The sequence below is a fragment of the Streptomyces sp. NPDC046122 genome (genome assembly GCF_056429965.1).
This window is the reverse complement of the sequence record NZ_JBWKLQ010000010.1, coordinates 170,746-194,874: the sequence shown is the minus strand read 5'-3', so window position 1 is coordinate 194,874 and position 24,129 is coordinate 170,746. Positions and strand designations below refer to the sequence as shown.

General features: G+C 74.7%; 19 protein-coding genes and 1 tRNA gene. 8 read left to right on the top strand and 12 right to left on the bottom strand.

From position 1 onward, the window contains the following. On the bottom strand, nt 1-1,151 hold a 1,151-nt coding region (locus tag AC07FK_RS24880; RefSeq protein WP_479107146.1), incomplete at its 3' end, for an RNA polymerase sigma factor. Between the two features lie 176 nt (nt 1,152-1,327). Between AC07FK_RS24880 and AC07FK_RS24875 the strand changes: the two genes are divergently transcribed. Continuing rightward, nucleotides 1,328-2,113, top strand: a complete 786-nt coding sequence (locus AC07FK_RS24875; protein ID WP_479107145.1) for a cobalt-precorrin-6A reductase — start codon at nt 1,328-1,330, stop codon at nt 2,111-2,113. Here the strand turns inward: AC07FK_RS24875 and cobF are convergent. Next, nucleotides 2,082-2,846, bottom strand: a complete 765-nt coding sequence (gene cobF, locus AC07FK_RS24870; RefSeq protein WP_479107144.1) for a precorrin-6A synthase (deacetylating) — start codon at nt 2,844-2,846, stop codon at nt 2,082-2,084. The genes AC07FK_RS24875 and cobF overlap by 32 nt on opposite strands. Then, complete coding sequence (locus AC07FK_RS24865) at nt 2,843-3,376, bottom strand: DUF309 domain-containing protein (RefSeq protein WP_479107143.1); 534 nt, start codon at nt 3,374-3,376, stop codon at nt 2,843-2,845. The genes cobF and AC07FK_RS24865 overlap by 4 nt, the downstream gene beginning before the upstream one ends. A 93-nt stretch (nt 3,377-3,469) precedes the next feature. Here AC07FK_RS24865 and AC07FK_RS24860 point away from each other — a divergent pair. Then, nucleotides 3,470-3,546, top strand: a tRNA-Pro gene (locus AC07FK_RS24860). 91 nt (nt 3,547-3,637) lie between these two features. Here AC07FK_RS24860 and AC07FK_RS24855 read toward each other — a convergent pair. The 4 genes from AC07FK_RS24855 to AC07FK_RS24840 all read right to left on the bottom strand — a co-directional run bounded on the left by AC07FK_RS24855 (nt 3,638) and on the right by AC07FK_RS24840 (nt 13,586). Continuing rightward, the gene (locus tag AC07FK_RS24855) at nt 3,638-6,112 is read right to left on the bottom strand and encodes a SpoIIE family protein phosphatase (protein ID WP_479107142.1); all 2,475 of its coding nucleotides are present in this window, start codon (nt 6,110-6,112) and stop codon (nt 3,638-3,640) included. Beyond that, nucleotides 6,109-8,664: a SpoIIE family protein phosphatase gene (locus AC07FK_RS24850; RefSeq protein WP_479107141.1), complete on the bottom strand. Its 2,556-nt coding sequence runs from the start codon at nt 8,662-8,664 to the stop codon at nt 6,109-6,111. Before AC07FK_RS24850 ends, AC07FK_RS24855 begins: the two co-directional genes overlap by 4 nt. A gap of 7 nt (nt 8,665-8,671) precedes the next feature. Further along, nucleotides 8,672-11,608, bottom strand: a complete 2,937-nt coding sequence (locus AC07FK_RS24845; RefSeq protein ID WP_479107140.1) for a helix-turn-helix transcriptional regulator — start codon at nt 11,606-11,608, stop codon at nt 8,672-8,674. A 178-nt stretch (nt 11,609-11,786) separates the two neighbouring features. After that, entirely contained in the window at nt 11,787-13,586 is a 1,800-nt protein-coding gene (locus AC07FK_RS24840; protein WP_479107139.1) for a S8 family peptidase, read from the bottom strand. 400 nt (nt 13,587-13,986) lie between these two features. Here AC07FK_RS24840 and AC07FK_RS24835 point away from each other — a divergent pair, with 400 nt between their 5' ends. Together AC07FK_RS24835 and AC07FK_RS24830 are read left to right on the top strand one after the other, a co-directional pair. Next, entirely contained in the window at nt 13,987-14,769 is a 783-nt protein-coding gene (locus tag AC07FK_RS24835) for a sulfite exporter TauE/SafE family protein (protein WP_479107138.1), read from the top strand. A gap of 79 nt (nt 14,770-14,848) precedes the next feature. Beyond that, nucleotides 14,849-15,379: a DoxX family protein gene (locus AC07FK_RS24830; RefSeq protein ID WP_479107137.1), complete on the top strand. Its 531-nt coding sequence runs from the start codon at nt 14,849-14,851 to the stop codon at nt 15,377-15,379. Nucleotides 15,380-15,430: 51 nt separating this feature from the next. Here AC07FK_RS24830 and AC07FK_RS24825 read toward each other — a convergent pair whose 3' ends face one another. The 3 genes from AC07FK_RS24825 to AC07FK_RS24815 are packed head-to-tail and all read right to left on the bottom strand — an operon-like array spanning nt 15,431 to nt 17,693. Then, nucleotides 15,431-16,312 (bottom strand): oxygenase MpaB family protein, encoded by an 882-nt coding sequence (locus tag AC07FK_RS24825; RefSeq protein WP_479107136.1) that lies wholly within the window; start codon nt 16,310-16,312, stop codon nt 15,431-15,433. 39 nt (nt 16,313-16,351) lie between these two features. Next, nucleotides 16,352-17,185, bottom strand: a complete 834-nt coding sequence (locus tag AC07FK_RS24820; protein ID WP_479107135.1) for a cytochrome c oxidase assembly protein — start codon at nt 17,183-17,185, stop codon at nt 16,352-16,354. Between the two features lie 28 nt (nt 17,186-17,213). Then, a complete protein-coding gene (locus AC07FK_RS24815) occupies nt 17,214-17,693 on the bottom strand; it encodes a DUF2243 domain-containing protein (protein ID WP_479107134.1) in 480 nt (159 codons plus the stop codon). 149 nt (nt 17,694-17,842) lie between these two features. Here AC07FK_RS24815 and AC07FK_RS24810 point away from each other — a divergent pair, with 149 nt between their 5' ends. From AC07FK_RS24810 to AC07FK_RS24795, 4 genes are all read left to right on the top strand, one after another. After that, nucleotides 17,843-18,364 (top strand): hypothetical protein, encoded by a 522-nt coding sequence (locus AC07FK_RS24810; RefSeq protein WP_479107133.1) that lies wholly within the window; start codon nt 17,843-17,845, stop codon nt 18,362-18,364. A gap of 179 nt (nt 18,365-18,543) precedes the next feature. Next, nucleotides 18,544-19,764 (top strand): lycopene cyclase family protein, encoded by a 1,221-nt coding sequence (locus AC07FK_RS24805; RefSeq protein ID WP_479107132.1) that lies wholly within the window; start codon nt 18,544-18,546, stop codon nt 19,762-19,764. Further along, complete coding sequence (locus AC07FK_RS24800) at nt 19,761-20,495, top strand: methyltransferase domain-containing protein (protein ID WP_479107131.1); 735 nt, start codon at nt 19,761-19,763, stop codon at nt 20,493-20,495. Before AC07FK_RS24805 ends, AC07FK_RS24800 begins: the two co-directional genes overlap by 4 nt. Next, nucleotides 20,492-22,051: an FAD-dependent oxidoreductase gene (locus tag AC07FK_RS24795; protein WP_479107130.1), complete on the top strand. Its 1,560-nt coding sequence runs from the start codon at nt 20,492-20,494 to the stop codon at nt 22,049-22,051. The genes AC07FK_RS24800 and AC07FK_RS24795 overlap by 4 nt, the downstream gene beginning before the upstream one ends. Nucleotides 22,052-22,072: 21 nt before the next feature. Here AC07FK_RS24795 and AC07FK_RS24790 read toward each other — a convergent pair whose 3' ends face one another. Further along, nucleotides 22,073-23,101 carry a DUF5914 domain-containing protein gene (locus AC07FK_RS24790; RefSeq protein ID WP_479107129.1) on the bottom strand — a complete coding sequence of 343 codons (1,029 nt, stop codon included), beginning with the start codon at nt 23,099-23,101 and terminating at the stop codon, nt 22,073-22,075. After that, on the bottom strand, nt 23,098-24,129 hold the full coding sequence (locus AC07FK_RS24785; protein WP_479107128.1) for a phytoene/squalene synthase family protein: 1,032 nt from the start codon (nt 24,127-24,129) through the stop codon (nt 23,098-23,100). The genes AC07FK_RS24790 and AC07FK_RS24785 overlap by 4 nt, the downstream gene beginning before the upstream one ends.

Below are 24,129 nucleotides of genomic sequence, written 5' to 3'. Positions count from 1 at the left end.
AGCTCCTCCGGGGTGGGCTCGCGGCCCAGGTCCTGGAGCATCTGGCGCTGGACGCGGGCCAGCTTGTTGATGACCTCGACCATGTGCACCGGGATGCGGATGGTGCGGGCCTGGTCGGCCATCGCGCGGGTGATCGCCTGACGGATCCACCAGGTGGCGTACGTCGAGAACTTGAAGCCCTTGGTGTAGTCGAACTTCTCGACCGCGCGGATCAGACCGACGTTGCCCTCCTGGATCAGGTCCAGGAAGAGCATGCCGCGGCCGGTGTAGCGCTTGGCCAGCGAGACCACGAGACGGAGGTTGGCCTCCAGCAGGTGGTTCTTGGCCCGGCGGCCGTCCTCGACCAGGATCTCCAGCTCGCGCCGGAAGACCGGGTCCTGCTCGTCCTCCTCCTCCAGCTTGTGCTCGGAGAAGAGGCCCGCCTCGATGCGCTTGGCGAGCTCCACCTCCTGCTCGGCGTTGAGCAGGGGAACCTTGCCGATCAGCTTGAGGTAGTCCTTGACCGGGTCGGCGGTGGCGCCGGCGACCATGACCTGCTGCGCGGGCGCGTCGTCCTCGTCCTCGTCGGACAGGACGTAGCCGTCACCCTGCTGCGGCTGCTTCGCCGGCTTCTCGTCCGCCTCGTCGGCGACCGCCGACTCGTCGGCCCAGGCGTCGCCCTGCGGCTCGTCAGGGGCCGCGGCGGCCTTCTTCGCGGCGGTCTTCTTCGCGGTCGTCTTCTTCGCTGCACGCTTCGCCGGCGCGGCCGGAGCCTCGGCCTCGGCGGCGGAGTCCATTACCGATATTGACGCGGGAGCCGCCTGAGACGTCGCCGGGGCGGTCTTCTTGACGGTCTTCTTCACCGCGGCCTTCTTGACCGCCGGACGCTTCTCCTCGTCGCGCGCGACGGCCTTGCGGGCACGCTTGACGGGCGCCTTGGCCGGGGCCTTGGGCGCCGTGACCATCAGCGTCACGCCTTCTTCGTCGAGGACCTGGTTGAGGCTGCGCAGCACCCGCTTGAGCTGGTCCGCGGGGATGCTGTCCGCCTCGAAGGCGTGGCGTACGTCGTCGCCGTTGATGTGACCCTGCTCCTTGCCACGCTCGATGAGCGCGACCAGGGAAGGGGATTCCGCAATCTCCTGTGGGAACGGGCGGGACGGACTGACCGACACGAGGAGCCTCTCGTAGCAAAAATGATGACTGGGCGAGGTCGCATGACGTAAGGGGCAGCGCGACGACACCTGTGGGTTCATCGCACGCTCGCGCCATTTCGTTACGCCTTGAATGGAGTGACCTGAACCACTTTCCCGAAACGGCCCGCTCAAGGCCCCTCCGGTAGCGTGACGGCATGATCACCGGCACTGGCCATGTACTGATACTCGGCGGTACGACGGAAGCCAGGCAGCTAGCGCGGACACTGGCCCCGGTCCCCCTCCTGCGGGTGACGACCTCACTCGCGGGACGGGTGACACATCCAAGGATGCCTGAAGGCGAGATTCGCGTCGGGGGCTTCGGCGGCCCGGGACCGATGGCGGCCTGGCTGAGCGGCCACGGGGTCATCGCCGTGGTCGACGCCACCCACCCGTTCGCTGCCCGGATCAGTGCGAACGCGGCGGCCGCCGCCAGCGCGGCCCGTGTCCCGCTGGTCGCCCTGCGCCGCCCCGGCTGGCAGCCGGGCGCGGGCGACCGGTGGCACCACGCCGACGACCTGGCCGGCGCGGCGGCGCTGCTGCCCGCACTCGGCCGGCGGGTCTTCCTGACCACCGGCAGGCTCGGGCTGGCCGCCTTCGCCCATCTGGTGGACGCGGACTTCCTCGTACGGTCCGTCGAGCCCCCGGAGCCGCCGCTGCCGCCCCGCACGCGCCTGCTGCTCGACCGCGGCCCGTACACCGTCGAGGGCGAGAAGGAGGTGCTGCGCACGTTCGCCGCCGACGTCCTGGTCACCAAGGACAGCGGGGGTCCCGCCACCGCCGCCAAGCTCACCGCCGCCCGCGAGCTCGGCCTGCCGGTCGTCGTCGTACGGCGGCCGCCGCCACCGCCCGGGGTGCGGACCGTCCCCGACACCGCCGGGGCGGTCGCGGAACTGGAGCGGCTCGGGTGTCTCAGCCCCGGCGCAGCAGGTACGTGTCCATGATCCAGCCCTTGCGGCCGCGGGCCTCGGCGCGCAGCTCCAGGATCCGGTCCGAGACCTCGGAGAGCCTGCCGGAGACGAGGATCTCGTCCGCGGTGCCGATGTAGGCGCCCCAGTAGATGTACGGGTCCTCCTCGGCGTACCGCTGGAAGACCTGGTGCGCGTCGAGCATGACCACCACGTCGTCCGTTCCCTCGGGCCAGCCCTCCGCGAGCCGCCGGCCCGTCGTGATCTGGACGGGCTTGGCGACCCGGTTCAGCCCGGTGCGGTGGCGGGCCACCAGCGCGGACACGCTGCTGACGCCGGGCACCACCGCGTACTCGAAGGCCACCCTCCCGCGCTCCAGGATCTCCTCCAGGATGCCGAGCGTGCTGTCGTACAGCGCCGGATCGCCCCACACCAGGAACGCGCCGGTCCCGTCCTCGCCCAGCTCGTCCGTGATCATCCGCTCGAAGACGTCGGCCCGGCGGCTGCGCCAGTCGCCGACGGCGGGGGAGTAGTCGGCGCCCCCGGCCGCGCGGTCGCGGTCCGGGTCGCGGCCCTCGACCAGCCGGTACTCCCGCCCCTTCGCGATGTGGCGGTCGAGGATCTCGTGCCGCAGCCCGATCAGGTCGGACTTCTCCTCTCCCTTGTCGAGCAGGAAGAAGACGTCGACCGTGTTGAGCGCTTTGACGGCCTGGATCGTCAGATGGTCCGGGTCGCCCGCACCGATGCCTATGACATGAATCTTTCTCACCGGACGGAGTCTGCCGCATCGGCTCCGGCGGCACCGGCCCGCCCACGCAGCCGCGGAGCGCTCGCGGCCGCGGGCACGGGCGCCTCCTGCCGCAGGACGCGGTCCGCCAGCTCCTCCGCCCACACGGTGAGTTCGCCCAGGGCGATCCCGTACGGACGGGCGCCGCCGTACGCCGCGAGGCCGGCCGCCCCGCGCCGCAGCAGCGTCGCACCGCCGTTCCTGTTGCCCCGGGCAGCGTGGGTGAGGCCCACCGCGAGCTGGGCCAGGCCGCGCCACAGGGCGCGTTCCGCCTCGGGGCCCGCCTTCCAGGCGTCCTCGAAGACCTCGTGCGCGTGGAACGGCATACCGGCGTCCAGCAGCCGCTGCGCCTCGTGCACCGTCTCCTCCCCGGTGCGCTCCACGCCCTCCGGCTGCCGGGCCACGCCCTCGGCCCCGTAGGGCAGCGGCCTGCCGAGCCCGTCGCGCGGCCGCGCGTTGCGCGCCCGCCCCTCGGGGTCGCGGTCCCTCCCGTCCCGTTCCCTGTCGTCCATCCGCCCATTGTCACCGGAGTCGGGAGCACGCACAGAGTGAGGTATGGTTCTGTTGCGCGCCCAGCCAGGGGAAACCCCAGGTCAGGCGGGCATCGGGACGTGGCGCAGCTTGGTAGCGCACTTGACTGGGGGTCAAGGGGTCGCAGGTTCAAATCCTGTCGTCCCGACCAGCGTTTACGCGGGTCGAAGGCCGTGTCGGAGAGATCCGATACGGCCTTTTCGGTTGTCAAGGGTCGGCTGACGGGCTGTCGTACGGGCGGGTCACAGGTCGTCGTCCCACAGGTCCAGGGACACCTCGTCGAGTACGAGGGGCTGTTCGGCCCAGATGGTCTTGCCGGTCGGGGTGTAGCGCGTTCCCCACTGCTGGGTCATCTGCGCGATGAGGAACAGGCCCCGGCCGCCTTCGTCGTCGCTGCGGGCGTGGCGCAGGTGCGGAGAGGTGTGGCCGCTGTCGGAGACCTCGCAGATCAGCGCGCGGTCGCGGACGAGCCGCAGCTGGATCGGGCCGGCGGGGGCGTGCCGGACGGCGTTCGTGACGAGTTCGCTCACCACCAGCTCGGTGGTGAACGACAGCTCCTCCAGCTCCCATTCGCCGACCTTCTTGGTGGCGACGGCGCGGGCGTGGGAGACCGCCTCCGGATCGGCCGTCAGATCCCACACCGCCACCTGGTCGCGGCCCAGCGTGTGCGTACGGACGAGCAGCAGCGCGACGTCGTCGTCCACGGCGCCCGGCAGCAGGGCCGCGACCGTCCGGTCGCACAGCTCCTCCAGCGGGCGGCGGTGCCCGGTGAGGACGGAGCCCAGCGCGTCGAGCTGCTGGTCGAGGTCCTGCTCGCGGCTCTGCACGAGGCCGTCGGTGAACAGGGCGAGGAGGCTGCCTTCCGGCAGGTGCAGCTCCGCCGTCTCGAAGGGCAGTCCGCCCAGGCCGAGCGGCGGCCCCGCGGGCAGCTCTGGGAAGGTGACGGCGCCGGTCGAGGGGTCGACCACGGCGGGGGACGGGTGGCCCGCCCGTGCCATGCGGCACAGCCCGGACACCGGGTCGTACACGGCGTACAGGCACGTCACGCCCAGCGCCTCGTCGTAGGGCATCGTGTGGCCGTCGACGGGGACGGCCCGCTCGTTGGCGGCCTGCGTCACCAGGTCGTCCAGGCGGGAGAGGAGTTCGTCGGGGGCGAAGTCCAGCCGGGCGAGCGCCCGTACGCTCGTGCGCAGGCGGCCCATGGTGGCGGCGGCGCGCAGACCGTGGCCGACCACGTCGCCGACGACCAGGCCCACCCGTGTGCCCGACAGGGGGATGACGTCGAACCAGTCGCCGCCGACACCGGCCTTGTTGTCGGCGGGCAGGTAGCGGTACGCCAGCTCCACGCCCGACAGCTCCGGGAGGTTCTGCGGCAGCAGGCTGTGCTGGAGCATGAGTGCCGCGGTGTGCTCGCGGGTGTAGCGGCGGGCGTTGTCGATGCTCACGGCGGTCCGGGCGACGAGCTCGTCGGCCACGGCCAGCTCCCCGGCGTCGAACGGGTCCCGGCGGCGGTCCCAGGCGAACGTGACCACGCCCAGCGTGGCGCCCTCGGCGCGCAGCGGCACCGCGAGCCGGCTGCGCGGCCGCCCGTCGGGCCCCTCCGCGCCTGCGGCGCCGTCCGGGCGTTCCGGCACGGGGCGGCCGGAGGCCAGGCAGCGGGCCTGCGGGGACTCGGGCGGGTAGTCGATCCTGCGCCGGTCCTCGGGCCGGTCCGTGGCGGCCGCCCCTCTTCCCGGGCCCCACACCCGGATCACGTCGCCGGCCGCCGTGCTCCCGTCGGCCGGCTGGTCCCCGTCCAGCACCGCCTCCAGCAGGTCGACCGTGACCGCGTCGGCGAACTGCGGGACCGTGACCTCCGAGAGCTCCTGGGCCGTACGGGTCATGTCCAGAGTCGTGCCGACCCGGCCGCCGGCCCGCACCAGCAGGTCCAGGCGCTGCTGTGCGAGGTAACGGTCGGTGATGTCCATCGTCTCCTCGCACACCCCCAGCGAGGATCCGGTGGCGTCCCGCAGCCAGTAGTACGAACACGACCAGACGTGGTCGCGCTCGGGGTCGGTGGGCGGGCGGCCCCGGTAGTGGAGCTCGATGACGGGCTCGCCGGTGGTCATCACCCGCCGCATCGTCTCCTCCAGGGTCCGGGGGTGGTGGTCGGACAGGATCTCCCCGTCGGCCACCATGTCGTCCGGTCCCATTCCGGCGTACTGGGTGGTGCCCATCTCCTCGAAGAGGGCGGCGTTCGTCCACACCACCCGCAGGTCCGTGTCGTAGATCGCCAGGCCCACGGGCGACTGGGTGGCCAGCCCGCGCAGCATCGACTGGAGGGCCTCCCACTGCTCCGTCTCCTCGGCGTCGGCCACCGCCAGCAGCCGGGCGGGCCCCCTGCCCGCGGGGGACAGCGCGAGGACGGCCACGGCCACCCGCACGACACGGCCGTCGCGGTGCCGCATCCGCAGGACGCGGCGGACGGCGTTCGCGCCCGGCGGGCCCACGCCCAGGAGTTCCGCCGCCGCGCCGGCTTCCCGTCCGTCCTCGCCGTCGGCCACGAGAGCGTCGAGAGGCCGGCCGAGCACCTCCTGCGGCGGGTATCCCAGCAGCCCGCTCGCCGCCGGACTCCAGCCGACGACCGTGCCGTCGGCGTCGAGCACCGCTGTGGCCGCCCTGGAAACGTCGAGGGGGCCGCGGACATCGGCGTCCCCGGTTGCGTGTACCGCGCTCATGGCACCTGCCTTGTCGGTTCCGCCCAGCGGGCGGCGAGCAGAAGCGCAATGTCGTCCGGCCGGTCGGCCGCCTGTCTGGCCTCGGTGATCAGACGGTCCGCAGTCTCGGTCAGGGACGACGAACCGATCGCCGAGAAGGTGGCGCGCAGCCGCTCGACGCCCAGGTCGATGTCGATGCCCGGCTGCTCCACCAGCCCGTCGGTGAACAGGGCGAGAACGGCGCCCGGCTCCAGACGCAGCTCGGTGACCGGGTACGACGCCTCCTCGTCCACGCCCAGCACGATGCCTCCCGCCAGGTCGAGGACCTCCGCAGTACCGTCGCCGTGGCGCAGCAGGGGCTGGGGATGGCCGGCCCGTACGGCCTGCGCCGCCCCGGTCACGGGGTCGAGGACGATGTAGCAGCAGCTGGCGAACTGGCCCGGATCTATGTCGATGAGCAGGCGGTTGGTGTCGCGCATCACCTCACGCGGGTCCTGGCCCGCGAGCGCGAACGCCCTCACGGCGCTGCGCAGCTGGCCCATGGTGGCGGCCGCCGCGACGCCGTGGCCCTGTACGTCGCCCACCACCAGGGCCAGCCCCTTGTCCGTGCCGACCACGTCGTACCAGTCGCCTCCCACCTCCATGCCCTGGGTGCCGGGCAGGTACCGGGCGACGGTGTCGACGTGCTCGACGACGGGCAGCCGGTGCGGCAGCAGCGCGCTCTGCAGGCCGCGGGCGAGGGCGGCTTCCGTGTCGTAGCGCTGGGCCCTCTGCAGGGCCTGTGCGATGAGCCCGGCCAGGGCGGTGAGCACGGTGCGCTCCTCGGGGCTGAAGCCGCGCGGCTGGTCGAAGCCGAGGATGCACGAACCGACGGGACGTCCGGAGGCGATCAGCGGCAGGAAGGCCCTCGCGCCGACGTGGGCGTCCATCGGGATGCCGGGGTAGGCGGCGGCCAGGTGCTCCATGGACTCGAAGAACAGCGGGCGGCCCGAGGTGAGCGTCTCGACGCCGGGCAGCCGGGCATCGAGCGCCACGCCGTCGAAGCGGTTGAGGAAGCCCTGGGGGAAACCGGTTTCCCAGGCCAGGTAGAGGTGCCTCTCGTTCAGCAGGTAGATCGCCAGCTGACGGCCGCCGAAGGCGGGCAGCAGCTCGTCGGTGACCACGGCGGAGACCTGGCGCGCGGTGACGGCCTCGGTCAGCGCGATGGCCAGGGCGACCGGGCGGTACAGCGCCGACGCGCGGTCGACGGGAGAGCCGAGTCCGGGACCCGGCCGGGTGACCGCCCCCGCCGCGTACGCGGGCTGGTCGGCGGGGGCGAGGGTGGCGGTCAGGCCGTCGTGTCCCGGGAAGAGGGAGACCGTCAGCCACTCCTCGGGGAGCGAGCGCCGCGCCGTGAAATGGACGTCCTCGTCCGACATCAGGGCGGCCCGGAAGTGCTCCTGGTACGTCGGGTGGCCGAACCACGGCAGGGCCTCCCACAGGACGCGGCCGATCAGCTGGGACCGGGCACGGCCGAAGAGCATCTCCGCGCTGTGGTTCAGATAGGTGATCCGTCCGACCCGGTCGAGCGAGAGGATGGCGCGCGGCAGCCGGTCGGTCGACTCCGCGACCACCGGCCCGGTGCCGAAGTCCACCAGGAAGCCCCTCAGGTGGCCACCCGGGCCGCCGCCGGGCGGGCGGGCGCGGGCGGTGAGTTCCAGCAGGTGCGGGCGGCCGTCCGGGCCCCGCAGGCGCATCCTGCGCGTCGCCGGGGCGCCCGACCTGGCCACGTGGCGGGCGACGGCCCACAGGCCGTAGGCGTCCTCGGGCGCCAGCCGCGCGGCCAGCGCGTCGATCGTGCCGGGGAACGACGCCGGGGCGCTGCCGAGGATCGCGCACAGCTCGTCGTCGGCCGCCACCGTGCCGTGGGCCAGGTCCCAGTCGAAGTTCCCGATCCGCACCGGCGGGGTGGTGACGGACGGCAGTTGCAGGCAGACCGGCTCGCCCTCCCACTCGACGGCGTCCCCCGCCGCCCGGAGCTCGGCGAGCGCGGTGGCCAGCCGCTCCCCGGCGTGCAGCATCCGGCGGCGGTCGGTCTCGTCGACGGGGGCCCCGGACGTGGCGGGGCGCAGCACCACCAGCACGCCGAACTTCTCGCGGCCGTCGGCGACCGGAACGTACAGCGAGCCGAACGGGAACGGCAGACCCGCCATGAGCTGCGGGAACCGGCGCGTGGCCTCCTCGGCGTCGGCCAGGTGGACGGGTTGCCCGGAGCGGTGCACCTCCGCCACCGGGAAGGGGCGGTTGACGTGCATGCGCCACCAGGGGCGGAACAGCGCGCCGGGCAGCCCGCCGAGGACCGCGAGCCGCAGCAGGCCCGGCGTCCGGGAACGCAGGTAGACCCCGCCGGCGAAGCCGCCCGCGGACTCGATCGCGTGCACCGCGGCCTGGGCGAGCACCAGGGCGAGTTCGCCCGGCGCCCGGCCGTCGCTGTGCGGGTTCCCGGCCGCCCCGCTCCGGCTCGGCGGTGCGGGCCCGGCCGCGCCGTACCAGGTCACACAGCAAGGATGCTCCCCGGCCGTGGTGCCGCGCATCTTCGCGTCAGCCGACTGCCGGGTTCTCCGTGGCGACGGCCGTCGGCAGGTGGCCGGGCCGGGCGGTCAGGGCGGTCGCCAGCTGGGCGCGGGAGCGGACGTCCAGCTTCTGGTAGATGCGGGTCAGCCGGGCCTCGACGGTCTTCACGCTCAGGTACAGCTTGGCGGCCGCCTCCTGGTTGCTGGCGCCCTGGCCGACCATCAGGGCCAGGCGCAGTTCCGCGTCCGTGAGGGCCGAGAGGCTCTCGCCGCGGGCGGGGGCGGGTTCGGCCGTGCGGGACGACGTCTCGGTGGTCAGGCCCAGCCAGGGGACCGCGCCGGCCCGTTCGAACACCGCCGCGGCGGCGTGCAGCGCGCTCTGGGCGGCCGATCTCCTGCGGCGGCGGCGCTCCACGCGGGCCAGCGCGATCAGCGCCCGGCCGCGCTCCAGCGGCAGCCCCGCCACGGCGAAGCTCTCCGCCGTACGGGCCAGCAGGCAGGCGGCCTCGTCCTGTTTGCCGCTCGCCGCGAGGTACAGCGCGTACGCCCGGTCGCAGCCGAGGAGCACCGTCGTACGGCCCAGACGCTCGGCCACCGGCCGTACGGCGTCGAGCAGGGCCGCGGCCTCCTCGGGCGCGTCGTTGGCCAGCAGAGCCTCGGCCAGCTCCTCGTGCCAGCGCAGCATGGACGGGTCGACGGTCGACTGGGCGCGCTCGTCGGCCTGCACCCGGCGCAGGCTCTCCAGCGCCGACGCCACGTCGCCGTTGATCAGCTGGACCCGGCCGAGCGCGTAGAGGCTGCGGGAGAGGAAGACGTGGTCGCCCTCCTCCTCGGAGGCTCGGACACTGCGCCGGGCGTAGCTCGCGGCGCGCTCGAAGCTGCCCCCCGCGGTCTCCGCGAGGGCCAGGGCGTACCAGGCGGGGCCGGGCGAGAGACCGGCCTCCAGAGTCAGCGCGAGCGACCGGCCGGCGTGCGCGAGGGCCGCCGCGCACTGTCCCTGGCGGGCGTCGATCTCGGCGAGCGTGCGGAACAGCTCGATGGAGTCCTCCACCGGGCCCCGGCGCTCGACCAGCGGCAGCAGCGCGTTGAGCTGGTCGCGGGCGTCCGTGAGCCGGTCGTCGAACATGGCGTGGCGGATGGTCAGGATCTGTGCGGCGTTGCGGATGCCGAGCGGACGCTCGAACACCTCCAGGGCCCGCGCCTCGGCCAGCACCCGCTCCGCGTCCGGCGAGCCGAGGACGCGGTCCATGCGCGCCTGTACGGTCAGGGCCCTCGCCGCGGTCCTGCGGTCGCCCACCGAGCCGGCGAGCGCGGCGGACTCGACGGCGGCGGCCCGGGAGCGCACGGGGTCGCCGTCGGCCAGGACGTACTTCACCGCGAGCCGGAGCTGGACGGCCGCGCGCAGCGCCGTGTCGCCCTCGGAGTCCTCCATGGCGTGGACGTAGATCTCTTCGAGGTCGCACAGCCCCTGACCGGCGGTGTCCAGCACCGCGAGCCGGGCGCGGACGCGGTCGGCCGGTGCCGCGTCGCGGGCCAGCAGGTCGGTCGCCGCGCGCATGGCCAGGTCGGCGCGGGCGGCGCGGGCGGCCTCCTCGGCGGCGTCGACGAGCCGGGCCATCCGCTGGGCGCCGTCCCGTACCGGCGTGGACTCGGCGGCGAGCAGGGCGAGTTCGGCGGCCAGCGCGCTGTTGCCCCGGCGCCGCGCGAGGTCGGCGGCCGCGGCGACCTCGGTGGCCAGGTCCCCGTCGGGGATGTCGGTGGCCAGGGCCCGGTGGCGTACCTCCTCCACCGGGTCGTCGACGACCCGTGCGAGCGCGGCGTGGCCCGCGCTGCGCTCGGTCCAGCAGGTGTCGTGCACGAGCGTCGAGGGAAGCACCCCGGCGGTGAACCCGACCGTCCCGTCCTCGTCGAGGGAGATGAGGTTCGCGCGCTCGGCGGCGGCGAGGTCGGCCTCGGCGGTGGGGCGGCCGGCCCGGCGTATCAGCGAGGCCGTCGGGCGCAGGGCGAGCGCCGCCAGCAGGAGCGTGGAGCGCACGTCGGGGGAGGCGGCGCCGAGGAGCTGGCGGGCCAGGTCGCGGGCCCGCCCGGAGAGCGACAGCGTCTCGGCGTGGTGCACGGGGGTCCGCGCGTCGGCGAGGGACCGGCCGACGGCCAGCGCGAGCCGGGGGTTCCCGCCGCTGGCCCGGTGGATGCGGCCGGCCATCCGGGAGGGCAGCCGGTGGTGGATGAGGAGTTCGGCGATCTCGTCGGCCTGGAGCGGCGGTACGAACAGGACGTCGGCCTCGGAGGGCACCCACAAGGGCTCCGGCCCGGCCTGCCCCGGGCGCGTCGCACCGCTTCCGGGCGGCTCCGCGTCGTACGGGGACGGTGTCTCGACAGCGAGCACCCGCAGCGCGGACGGTGCCAGGTGCAGGGCGAAGCGCATGAGGTCGGCGCTGGTGTCGTCGACGCGCTGCACGCCGTCGACCACCAGGAGGACGGGACCGCGCGCGGCGAGGGTCCGCATGATCTGGGCGAGGGCGAGCCGCAGGGCGATGGCGTCCCAGCCGCCGTCGGGGATGACCGCCTCGCGGCAGAGCATGGCGACCGCGGTGCGCTGCGGGCCGGGCAGCCCTTCGAGCAGGTCGTACGTCCCGATTGCGGCCGGATCGCTCCGGTCGCCGGAGCCGTTCGGGCCGCTGTGGGCGGCGCCGGGTGCGGGCCAGGAGACGCACGCCGCCACGGACGCCACGAGGGCGGCGGCGGCCGCGCCGGGTATGTCGCGGTCGGCGGGGAGCGTGGCGAGCCAGATCACGGTCTCGCCGCGCGCTTCGGCGCGCGAGGCCGCGGCCAGGGCGAGTTCCGTCTTGCCGACTCCGGCGGGGCCGGTGAGCAGGGCGCGGCCGCGGGCGTGCAGGACCCTTTCGAGCCGCGCGAGGAGCTCCGTCCGCCCGACCGGCGCGGGTCGGTTCACCGCCGACGTCACGAACCCACCACCGCCTTCCGGTGCGCGCGAGCCCACTGCTCGTGCGAGCAGAGAATACGAAGTCGGCAGCCGCCGTCCAGACCGTTTGTCCGGCATGCGGACAGACATGCGCCGAGGCGCGTCCGCGGCAAGCCGTGGACGCGCCCTTGAACAGCGTGGGTGTGACGTATTAAACGTCTCAGAAGGTGAGACTCCAGCTGTCGATGTAACCGGTGTCGCCCGACGCGACGTCACGGACCTGGAGCTTCCAGGTGCCGTTGGCGACCTCGCTGGACGCGTCGACCGTGTACGTCGTGATGACGTTGTCGGCGCTGTCCGAGGAGGACGAGGTCTTCAGGTTGCGCACGGTGCCGTCCGGGGCGACCAGGTCCACGACCAGGTCACCGCGCCAGGTGTGCTTGATGTCCACGTCGACCTTGAGGGCGGCGGGGGCGTTGCCGGTGCGGCCGGTGACGGCGAGCGAGGACGAGACGGTCGTGTTGTCGCTGATCGTCACGTTCGCGGCGTTGGTGAAGGTGGCGCCGCCGGGGGTCGTGGTGCCGGTGACCGCGTTCACGGTCTTCGTGGTGTCGGCGATGCCGGAGCCGCAGCCGCCGGAGCAGGTGCCGGGCAGCGGCCGGGCGTTGGCCTTGATCGCGGACTCGATCTCGGCCGGGGTGAGGGTGCTCTTGGCCGACTTCAGGAGCGCGGCGAGCCCGGCGATGTGCGGGGCGGCCATCGAAGTGCCCTGGTAGGGCTTGTAGTTCTCGGTGGACTGCGTGGTCGTGCCGGAGTTCAGCGTCGAGAGGATGCCGTTCTCGGGGGTGGTGACCGTACCGGGCGTGTCCGTGGCGCGACGGGTCTCGCCGCCGGGCGCGGAGACGTCGACGACGGTGCCGTAGTTCGAGTAGTACGAGCGGTTGCCCTCACGGCTGGTGGACGCCACGTTGATGACGCCGGAGCAGTTGGCGGGCGTGAAGCCGGAGGCGTTCGCGTTGCTGTTGCCCGCCGCGACGACCACGGTGGTGCCGCGCGAGACGGCGCCGTTGATGGCGGTCTGGTACACGCTCGGGCAGGTGGCGCTGGCGCCGCCGAGGCTCAGGTTGATGACCTTGGCGGGGGTCGCGTTCGCGGTGACTCCCGGGACGGTGCCGCCGGAGGCCCAGGTGATGGCGTCGGCGATGTCCGCCGAGGAGCCGCCGCACTTGCCGAGGACGCGCACGGGCTGGATCTTCGCGCTGTACGCGATGCCCGCGATGCCTGCGGTGTTGTTGGCGGTGGCGCCGATGGTGCCGGCCACGTGCGTGCCGTGCCAGGACGAGTTGCTCGCCTTGGAACCGGTGCCGCACTCGCCGTCGGTGGCGTTCCAGTCGCCCTCGTCCTTGGCGTTGTTGTCGCGGCCGTTGCCGTCGCGGGCGTCGGCGGAGGACGAGATGAAGTCGTACCCGGCGACGACGTTGCCGGCCAGGTCCGTGTGGGCGGCGTACCCGGTGTCGATGACGGCGACGGTGACGCCGCTGCCCGTGGTCTTGTCCCACGCGCCGGGGACGTTCATGCCGCCGGTGGCCTCGAAGAGGTCCCACTGCTTGGCGTAGTCGGTGTCGTTCGGGGTGACCGCCATCGCGTAGGCGCGGATGTCGGGCTCCACGGACGCGACCGAGGAGTCGGCGCGGAAGGCGGCCATGACCTCGTTCAGGTCCTTCTTCGACGCCTCGCCGCCCAGGTCGACCAGGGCGGCGCCACCGGCGAGGCGGCGCTCGAACGACAGGCTCTCGCCGGTCTCCTTGCCCTTGGCGGCGGCGTCGGTCTTGGCCGCGGTGTTGGAACCGGCCTCGGCGGCCTTGGACTTGTAGGTGACGATGACCTTCTCGACCGGGGCGGTCGGCAGGTCGGTCATGGCCTGCGAAGCCGGGGCCGGCTTCGGGGAGGGGCCCGTGGCGGCGGCGGACGCCACGGAGGAGGTGGCAACGACGCCGGCGATCGTGGCGGTCGCGGCCACGACGGATATGAGTCTCCGCCTGGAACCGTTCAAGGTGTTCCCTTTCATGACTGACGTGCGGAGCGCGGGCGGGCGGCGCGGGAATCGTGAGTGGCGTGGGGGCCACTGGTCCGCGGTTCCTGGGCCGGGTGAGCCCGTGCGCCGCCGCCGGCGCTACGACCCTGGGGCAAGGCCGTCTCCCGGCGTCCCCCACCCTTTACATGCACCTGACAGCCAACGGTCAGGAGACGGGATTCGCCGGTGCGGCAGACAGTAGGGAACGGCGAGATGAACCCGATACGGGGAAAACCCTTGTCACCCCCGCGAGGGGTCCGAGGTGGGGGAGGGAGGGGGCCGGGCGGCGGCGCGGCCGGGCCGCTCCCCGGGGGGTGCGGGCCGGGCTGTAGCGTCGGCTCCCGGTATGGAGACCCTCACCCTGTGGCACTGCGCGGCGCTGGCCTCGGCGTCCGCCCTGGTCGGCTTCTCGAAGACGGCCGTCAGCGGAGCCAACACCGTCAGCCTCGCGGTCTTCGCGGCCGTGCTCCCGGCGCGCGAGTCGACCGGCGTCCTGCTGCCGATCCTGATCGCCGGGGACCTGATCGCGGTGTTCGTCTACCGGCGGCACGCCCACTGGCCGACGCTGCTGCGGCTGTTCCCGGCGGTGGCGGCGGGCGTGGTGGCGGGCGCCGTGTTCATGCTGTGGGCCGACGACGGGGCCGTGCGTACGTCGATCGGCGCCATCCTGCTGCTGATGGCCGGAGTCACCGTGTGGCGCCGGCGCACGCCGCCGTGCAAGGAGCCGGGGGACGGCGGGGCGGCGGAGCCCGGGACGGGCGCGGCGTCGCGCGGCGGCCGGGTCAAGGCCCGGTCGTACGGCGTGCTCGGCGGATTCACCACCATGGTGGCCAACGCGGGCGGGCCGGTCATGTCGCTCTATCTGCTCTCGGCGGGCTTCCGGAAACTCGGCTTCCTCGGCACGTCGGCGTGGTTCTTCCTCATCGTCAACACCTCCAAGGTGCCGTTCAGCGTCGGCCTCGGGCTGATCGACCTGAGGTCCCTGCTGCTGGACGCCGCCCTGGTGCTGTTCGTCGTCCCGGGCGCCTGGCTCGGCCGGGTGTGCGTGGACCGTGTCGACCAGCGGCTCTTCGAGCGGCTGGTGATCGGGGCGACCGTACTGGGCGGGCTCCAGTTGCTGCTGCGCTGAAAGCGCCAAATGGTGCGCATGGTGGGTTTCGTGGCGAAAGTGGAGGCGTAGGAGTGGCCCTTCACCCCGGGAGAGACCCATGGCTCACATCAACCGACGCGACCTCGGCCTGTTCGTGCTGCGCGCGGGCACCGGCGCCGTCCTGGCGGCGCACGGCACGCAGAAGCTGCTCGGCTGGTTCGGCGGCGGAGGCGTGCAGGGGACGGCGGCGGCCATGGAGCACATGGGCTTCAGCCCAGGACGGCAGAGCGCCGTCGCGGCGGGCCTCGGCGAGGCGGGCGGCGGGGTGCTGCTGGCCCTCGGACTCGCGACGCCCGCGGCCGGCGCGGCGGCGGCCGGAGCCATGGCCGGGGCCGTCGCGGTACACGCCCCCGCCGGTTTCTTCGCCCAGTCGGGCGGATACGAGTACCCCGCCTTCCTCGGTTTCACGGCGGCCGCCATCGGCCTCGCCGGGCCGGGCCGCTACTCCCTCGACCACGCCATGGGCCACCACTTCGACCAGCCGTGGACCGTGGCACTCGCCTTCGCGGGCTGCGCGCTCGCGGCGGCCGGCGTGCTCACCAAGCGCAGCAAGGCGCAGGCGGAGGACGCCGGCCGGCCCGCTACGTAGCGGGAGCGGCGACTCCGGGGCGGGCTGCGGATCGGTGGGCGCGGGCGGACGTCAGGAGGTGTCCGCCGTGCGCGGGGGCGGCAGCATCGCCCACCGGATGGTTCGGGTCAGGGCGTGTCCGGTGAGGCGCACGCAGGTTCTCTCGAGCCCCGGCAGGTACGGCAGCCGCAGCGGCTCCCGGGCCCACGGCGGAAGCGTCGCGACCGCGTTCGCGGCGAGCACGGCGTACGGCGCCCGGGCGATCCAGGGCAGCGGCGGGCGGAGCAGGATGTACCGGGCGGCGTCGCGGGCCTCCTGAGTGGCGCGCAGTTCGGGCCGGTACGCCCGCAGCCGTGCGTCGAGTTCCGCCCGGGTGCGCGGCGGATCGCTCACGCCGAGGGCGGTGGCCACGCGCGCCATGTCGGCGACGTACGCGTCGCAGCCGTCGGCGTCCAGGGGCCGGACGCCGTAGAGCTGGTGGGCGGACAGGAAGCTGTCGACCTCGGCGACGTGGACCCAGGCCAGCAGGTGCGGGTCGGCGGCGTGGTAGGCGTCCCCGTCGGCTGTGGTTCCGCGCACCCGCTCGTGCACGGCCCGGACGCGCTCGACCGCCCGCTGCGCGTCGTCCGCCGTGCCGTACGTCGTCACCGCCAGGAACGTGCTGGTGCGCTGGAGCCGGCCCCACGGGTCGCCCCGGTAGCCGGAATGAGCTGCGACGGCGGCCATGGCGAGCGGGTGCAGGGACTGCAGCAGCAGCGCCCGCAGCCCGCCGATGAACATCGACGCGTCCCCGTGCACGGTGCGCACCGGCCGCTGCGGCCCGAACCAGCGCGGCCCCGGAGTGTCGTGGATCCGCGCCCGCGTGTCCGCGCCGGAGGGCCCCGCGACGCGGGTGAACAGGCTGCTGCCCAGCCGCTCGCGCAGGGAGGAGGCGGCGGGTGAGGACACGTCCATACGACCAGTATCCCGCCGGGCCGGGGCGGGCCCGCGGCGTCAGCGGCCGAGCGGCGGGTGGTGTGCGAAGACGGCGCCGGTCCGTCGGGTCCGGGCCCGGTGGGCACGGCCGGTCGCCGCGTACCACTGGACCGCCAGCGTCAGGGCGAGGGCGACCTCGACCACGTCGCCGCCGTAGTACATGAGCCGCGCTCCGGCCCGCAGGTCCCCGGGGAGGACCGAGGCGCCGGGCGGCGGGGCGGCGAACAGGACTTTGGCGAGGACCGCGTGCGCCGCCCCGGCGGCCAGCAGCGTCGCGCCCCGCCACCGCAGGCTCCAGCGCCGGCGCAGCGGGTCGAGCCCGCAGACGGCGAAGGTGAACAGCAGGCCGGCGGCCAGGACGTGCGCCTGTACGGCCGCCTGGAGCAGGGGACGGTCGTGCGTGGCCGCGAGGAGCGGAGTGCGGTGCAGCAGCCACAGCCCGCCCAGGTCCAGCAGGGCCGCCGACGGCGGGAACACCAGCAGGCCGGCGGGCCGGGAGTGCGCGACGGCCAGCAGGGCGCGGCGGGCGCGCCCGGGACCGGCGACGCGCAGGACGAGGGTGAGCGGACGGGCGAGGACGAGCAGCAGCGGGGCCGCCATGCCGACGACGAGGTGCTGGGTCACGTGGGCGGTGAAGGGGCCGCCCGGAGGCGTCGCGGTCGCCGCCGCGGCCAGCGCCGCGCCGCCGGCGGCGAACGACGCGTCCCGCGCCGCCGGCCACGCGTCGCCCCTCCGGCGCAGCCGCCTCGCGGCCGTGAGGTACGCCGCGACCGCGATGAGCGCGGTGAGCGCGGCGGCGACGCCGGCGAACCCGGCCGGGCCGCAGGCGGCGTGGCATTGGACGGGGGTCACGCGTTCTCCTGCGGCGCGGGTGACGGGCTCACCGGCGCGCCGGGTGCGGCCGGGGCGCGCGTACGGCCAGAGCCGCTCCGACGGCCAGCAGGAGCAGCGCGGCGCCGTTCCAGGCCCAGTCGTAGGGGGTTACGTCGACGCCGTACCGGATCTGGTGCAGGCGCAGCAGCTTGTGGTCGGCGACGCCGTCGAAGAGCTGGAAGGCGCCGAGCCCCAGGAAGAGCCCGGCCCGGGCGTGGGCCGGCGACAGGGCCCGCCGGCGGCGCAGATCGGCGTACAGGAACAGACCGGCGACCAGGCCCAGCAGTTCGGCGGTGTGCAGCAGTCCGTCCGACAGCAGCCCCACGCCGGGGGTGGAGCGGTCGTAGAAGTGGTGCCACCCCAGGATCTGGTGGAACACGATCTCGTCGACGGCTGCCATCGACGCCGCACCGATCAGCGCGCAGACCGCCGCCGACCTGCGCGGCAGGAGGGCGGCGGCGGTCGGTGGCCTGTCCGGTGCGCTCATGGGTTCCGGCCTTCCGCTGGGGGCGTGTCGTCCGTACGCCTACCCGCGACCGTGCGGACCAGCGCCGCATTCGAGTGAGGCGGACCGCAGGCGGGTGCTTGTCCGGGCGTGCCCGTGGCAGCGGCGACCGCTGCGGGTACCCGGGTCCCATGATGAAACGCGCACTGTGGCAGGGACTGGTCGCCGGAGCGGCCGGGACCGCGGTGATGACCCTGGCGGAGAAGGCGGAGCAGCGCCTGACCGGCCGGCCCGACTCCCACGTCCCGGCACGCACCCTGCAACGCCTGACCGGCATGCGGGAGCGCCCGGGGCGTCAGCCCGTGCCGTTGAACTGGGCGATGCACTTCGGCCAGGGAGCGCTGGCCGGCGTGGTGCGCGCGCTGATGGCGCAGACCGGGCTGCGCGGCCCGTGGTCCTCGGCCATGTTCGCCGTCGTACGGCTGACCAACGATCAGATCCTGGAGAACGCCACGGGGACCGGCGCCCCGCCGCCGACCTGGCCGCGCCGCGAGCTGGCGGTGGATCTCCTGCACAAGAGCGTCTACGCCTTCGCCACCGGAGCCGTGGCCGACGCCCTCGCCGCCAGGAGCGGCCCCGGCCCCGGACAGCGCCACGCCGCGATGCGCCCCGGCCGCCGCAGCGACGTGGGCCCGCCACCTCGCACCGCCTAGCGGCCGCATCCGGCCGGGCCGTTCGGCGGGAAGGGGATACGACGCCACGCGGGCGGTCCGGCATCCGGCCCGCGACGGAACGGGCGGGCACACCCGCGACCGGGCGGTGCACGGTGGCGGGGCGAAGGCGGCGGACGTCCGGCAGGGCGACGGCCTTCGCCCCCGTACGAGGAGGGCGCATGGGACAGCAGCGGGCGCCCGCCGACGTCGTGATCGTCGGCGGGGGAGCGGCCGGGCTCTCGCTCGCCCATGCCCTGACGGCCCCCGGCTCCCCGCACCCCCTGTCCGTGACGCTCGTGGAGACGCCGCGGCGGTCCCTGCGCCCGGCGGAACGCACCTGGTGCTTCTGGCAGGAGGGCGCCGGCGAGTTCGACGAGGCCGTCGTCGCGTCCTGGCGACGGCTGCGGGTACGCGGCCGGGACGGCTCGGTGACCGACGGCGAACTCGGGGCGCTGCGCTACCGGATGCTCCGTTCCGGCTCCTTCGAGGCGTGGGTGAGGGAGCGCCTGGCCGCACGCCCGCACGTCACGCTGGTGGAAGCGACGGCCGAGGCGGTGCGCGACGCGGCGGGCGGCGCCGAGGCCCTGTGCGTGACCGAGGACGGCCGCCGGCTCGCGCTGAAGGGCCGGTACCTGTTCGACTCCCGTCCCGCCCGTACGCTGCCGCCGGCGCGCAGCACCCTCCTCCAGCACTTCCGGGGCTGGTTCGTCCGTACGGCGGCTCCGGCGTTCGACGCCGACGTCGTGGAACTGATGGACTTCCGGGTGCCGCAGCCCGCCCACGGCCTCGCGTTCGGGTACGTGCTCCCGCTCGGCCCGCGCGAGGCGCTCGTGGAGTACACGCAGTTCTCCCGCAGCACCCTCACCGGACGCGCGTACGACGCCGCCCTCGCGCACTACACGCGGGACGTCCTGCGCCTGGGGCCCTTCGACGTGCGTTCCGTCGAAGGCGGCGTCATCCCCATGACCGACGCGCGCTTCCCCCGCCGGGCCGGCGCCGCCGTCTACCGCATCGGCGCGGTGGGCGGCGCCACCAGGCCCGCGACCGGGTACACCTTCTCCGCCGTGCAGCGGCAGATCAAGGCCGTCGCCGCCGCGCTGCGGGGCGGCGAGGAGCCGACGTTCCCGCCGCCGCACGGGCGCCGGGCCCTGGCCATGGACGCCGTCATGCTGCGGGCCCTGGACACCGGACGCGTCGACGGCCCGGAGTTCTTCACCCGGTTGTTCGGGCGCACACCGACGGAGCGCGTACTGCGCTTCCTCGACGGGCGCAGCCGGCTGTGGGAGGACGTGCTCATCGGGTTCTCCACCCCCGTCGGCCCCATGCTCCGCACCGCGGCGGAACTCCCCTTCCTGCCGCGCAGATCCCTCCCCCGGACCCCTGAGGAGAGCACCGGATGACGCTGTTGCGGGACGCGGACCTCGCGGACGCCTTCGACCACGCCGCCCGCGGGTACGACCGGCTCGTCGGTCTCAACGCCGGTTACCACGCCGACCTCAGACGCTCGGCGCGCCGGCTGCGGCCGGCGGACGACGGGGCGGGCCTGCACCTCCTCGACCTCGGGTGCGGCACCGGGGCCTCCACGGCGGCCCTGCTGCGCGCCGCGCCGCTCGCCCGCGTCACCGCCGTCGACGCCTCGGCCGGCATGCTGGAGCGGGCCCGGGCCAAACGCTGGCCGGCCGGCGTCACGTTCGTGCACGCCCCGGTGGAACGGCTGGCCGCCGAGGGGGTCACCGGGCCGTTCGACGCGGTCTTCGCCGGCTACCTCTTCCGCAACGTGGCCGACCCCGACGCCGTACTCACCGCCGTCCACGGCCTGTTGCGTCCGGGCGGCCGGCTGGCGGTGCACGAGTACTCCCTCAGCGGCTCGGCGGCGCACCGGGCGGTGTGGTCCGCCGTGTGCCGGGCGATCATCGTTCCCGCGGGCACCCGCACCGGCGACGCAAGCCTCTACCGCCATCTGCACCGCAGCGTCCTGGACTTCGACACGGCGCCCGTCTTCGCGGCCCGGATCGCCCGCGCCGGCTTCACCGGGACGCGCGTCCTGCCCGTACCCGGCTGGCAGACCGGCATCGTGCACACCTTCCTCGGGCGTCGCGGCGGCCGGGGCGCGGGCGGAGGCGACGCGTGAGACGTTCGGGCACCACGGTCCCGCGCCGGGGAAGGGACCGCAGGGCGCAGGTGGTGCGGGCCGCGCAGGGCCGTGACCGGTGCGACGGCCCCGCGCCGCACGCGGCGGTCGCCGGCGGCGGCATCGCCGGCCTCGCCGCCGCCACGGCGCTGGCGGAACGCGGCGTACGCGTGACGCTCCTCGAGCGCGGGACCGGCCTCGGCGGCCGCCTGGCGGGATGGCCCACCCGACTGGCCGACGGCTCGCCGGCGACGATGAGCCGGGGCTTCCACGCCTTCTTCCGCCAGTACTACAACCTGCGCGGGCTGCTGCGCCGCGCGGATCCGTCCCTCTCCGTGCTGAGGCCGCTGCCCGACTACCCGCTGCACCACAGCAGCGGACTCACCGACAGCTTCGCCCGCGTACCGCGCACCCCGCCCTGGAGCGCGCTCGGCTTCGTGGCGCTCAGCCCCGCCTTCGGATGGCGCGACCTCGCCGCCATGAAGCCCCGGGCGGCGCTTCCGCTGCTCGACGTCCGGGTGCCCGAGGTGTACGAACGCTTCGACTCGGTCAGCGCCCGGGACTTCCTCAGGTCCGTCAACTTCCCCGACGCCGCCGACCACCTGGCCTTCGAGGTCTTCTCGCGCAGCTTCTTCGCCGACCCGCGGGAGCTGTCGGCGGCCGAGCTGCTGCTCATGTTCCACATCTACTTCCTCGGCTCCTCCGAGGGGCTGCTGTTCGACGTACCGGTGGAGCCCTACCCGCGGGCACTGTGGGAACCGCTCGGCCGCTACCTCGAACGGCTGGGCGTGGACGTGCGGACCGGCACACCCGTCGAGTCCGTCACCCCGGCCGAGGGCACGAAGCTGAGCGTCGAGGCGGGGTCGGCGTCGGCACGGTACGACGCCGTCGTCCTCGCCCTGGACGTCGCCGGGCTGCGGGGCGTGGTCGCCGAATCGCCGGAACTGGGCGACGGGAACTGGCGCGCGGAGATCGCCGCCCAGCGCACCGCGCCGCCCTTCCTGGTCTCCCGGCTGTGGCTCGACCGCCCGGTCGCGGCGGGCCGCGCCGGCTTCCTCGGCACGAGCGGCTTCGACGGGCTCGACAACGTCAGCGTCCTCGACCGCTGGGAGGGCGAAGCGGCCCGGTGGGCGCGGCGTACCGGCGGCAGCGTCGTCGAACTGCACGGCTACGCGGTCGACGCGCGGGCCGACCGGCGGGAGGTGGAGCGACGGCTGCTGCGGCGGCTTCGCGGTCTCTACCCGGAGACGGCCGGGGCCCGGATCGTCGACGCGCGCCACGAGTGGCGCGCGGACTGCCCGCTGTTCCCCGTCGGCGGCTACGCGTCCCGCCCGGCCGTACGCACGCCCCACCCCACGCTGATGACGGCCGGCGACCTCGTCCGCTGCGACCTGCCCGTGGCGCTCATGGAGCGCGCGGCCACCACCGGGTTCCTCGCCGCCAACACGCTGCTGCGGCGCTGGGGCGTACGCGGCCACCCGCTGTGGACCGTCCCCCGGAAGGGGCGTTCACCGGTGCTGCGCGCCCTGGCGGCGCTCGTCGCGGACGGCGGCTGAGCCGTGGCCCGGCCGCCGCCCTCACCCGGGGAAGCGGCCGGTGGCCCGCAGCTCCCGGCGTCGTTCCGCGTACGCGAGGTCGTCGCGCCACAGCCGTCCCGCCGCCCACCGCATCAGCGGCCTGAGCGCGGGAGCCGCCGCCCGCGCCGCCGCGAAACCCAGTCGGTCGGAGGCGGCCAGGACGGCTTCGGTCACCGCCGTGCGCGGAACGCCGTCCGGGCCCGGGCCCAGTGGCGTGGCGTGCGTCTCCACGACGGACGTCGCTCCCTCGCCCTCCGTGATGCGCATGACGACCGTACGGGGTTCGGGCGCGGTGAACACGGCCCGCACGGGCACCACGAACCGCCCGGCGACCTTGAAGGACACGTCGACCGTGAACGCGTCGTCGTCGGGGTCCTCGCCGCCGTGGCCCTCGCCTTCCGGGGCCCCGACGACGGTCAGGTCGACGAAGGAGTACGGGTGGAACCAGGACCCGTGCCACGGGTCCAGGCGGTTGGCCACCACGTCCTCCGGCTCACAGCGCCCCACCGCGCCGAACACCGCGTCCACGGCGCCGCCGTCCGGACGCTCGGGCAGGACCGGCCGGTCGAGCGGCGGCTCCCCGCCCAGTTCGTCGAGGCGCACCCAGGCGAGCACGCCGTCGTCGTGGGCGGGCAGCGGCTCCCAGCCCGCGAACGGCCTGCCGTCCAGCGACAGGCCGTGCCAGTGGCACACGACCGTGCCGCACACGATCCGGCTGTCCCGCAGCGGCGCCCCCAGGTGCGGGCAGGCGCCCGGCCCCGCCCTGAGCCCGCCCGCAGCGTCGCGCCAGGCGACGACCTCCACGCCCCCGACGGTCCGCCCGAACGGCCGGCCGCCGCGGCCGATGTCGCGGGAGGCCCCGATCACGTACCAGTTGCCGCTCGGCCGCGCGGCCGAGCGTTTCAGCGCGCCGGCGATGAGGGCCGGTTTCGCGTCGCGCCAGGTGGGTGTCTGCTGTTCCCACCGGGCCTGGCCCCGCCGCGCACGCAGAGGCAGCCCGCGCCGGCGCCGCTCCCGTCCGTTCGTCATGTCCCCGATTCCTTCCGGCCCGTGCCCGCCGCCCCGCCTGCCGCCGCCTGCCCTGCGGGCCGCCGTTCGCGCTCCGGTGGCGCGGACCGCCGGGCCCGCCCGCACCGACGCGCCGCGAGGATGCCCGCGAGCCCGGTCAGCGCGACCCGGGCCCGGCGGCGGCGCGGCACGACCGACCGGCGCTGGACCACGCCGTAACCGCCGTCCGCGATGGCGTCGAGGATGCCGCCGTACAGCTCGTACGCCGTCCGGATGCACGGGCGGACGCGGGGTTCCAGCATGCCGATGCCCGGTTCCGCCGCGCGGTAGACGCTCCGGGTGAGGGCCGCGGCGGCTTCGAGCGCGGCGCGGATCCGGCGGTCGGCCTTGCCGGTGGCGCGGCTCCATTCCAGCAGCGCCCGGTCGGCCCCGTGCGCGGCGAGGAGCTCGGCCGGCAGGTAGACCCGCCCCCGGTCGAGGTCCTCGCCCACGTCGCGCAGGAAGTTGGTCAGCTGGAACGCGACGCCCAGGGCGGCGGCGTGCGGCGCCGCCACCTCCCTCGGCACGACGGTCCCGAGCACCGGCAGCATCTGCAGGCCGATCACGGCGGCCGACCCGTGCATGTACGCCCTGAGCTCGTCGTACGTCGCGTAGTCCGTGACCGTGAGGTCGTCCCGCATGGAGGTCATGAAGTCGGCGAAGTGCTCGGCCGGGATGTCGTACGCCCGTGCCGTGTCGGCCACCGCCTGTACCACCGGCTCCGCGCTCCCGCCGGTCCGCAGCCCGGCGCGCAGCTCCCTCTCCAGCTCCGCGAGCCGCCGCTCGCGCCCCTCGGTCCCGTGCCCCGGGGCCGGGTCGTCCACGATGTCGTCGGCCCAGCGCGCGAAGCCGTACAGCGCGTGCACGGCGGGCCGCCGGTGCACCGGCAGCAGACGCGTGGCGAGGAAGTAGGTCTTGCCGTGCCGGGCGTTGAGCCGCCGGCAGTGCAGGTACGCCGCGCGGAGCACCGGGTCGCAGATCCGGGCCGCGTCGAGTTCACGTCGGGTCAT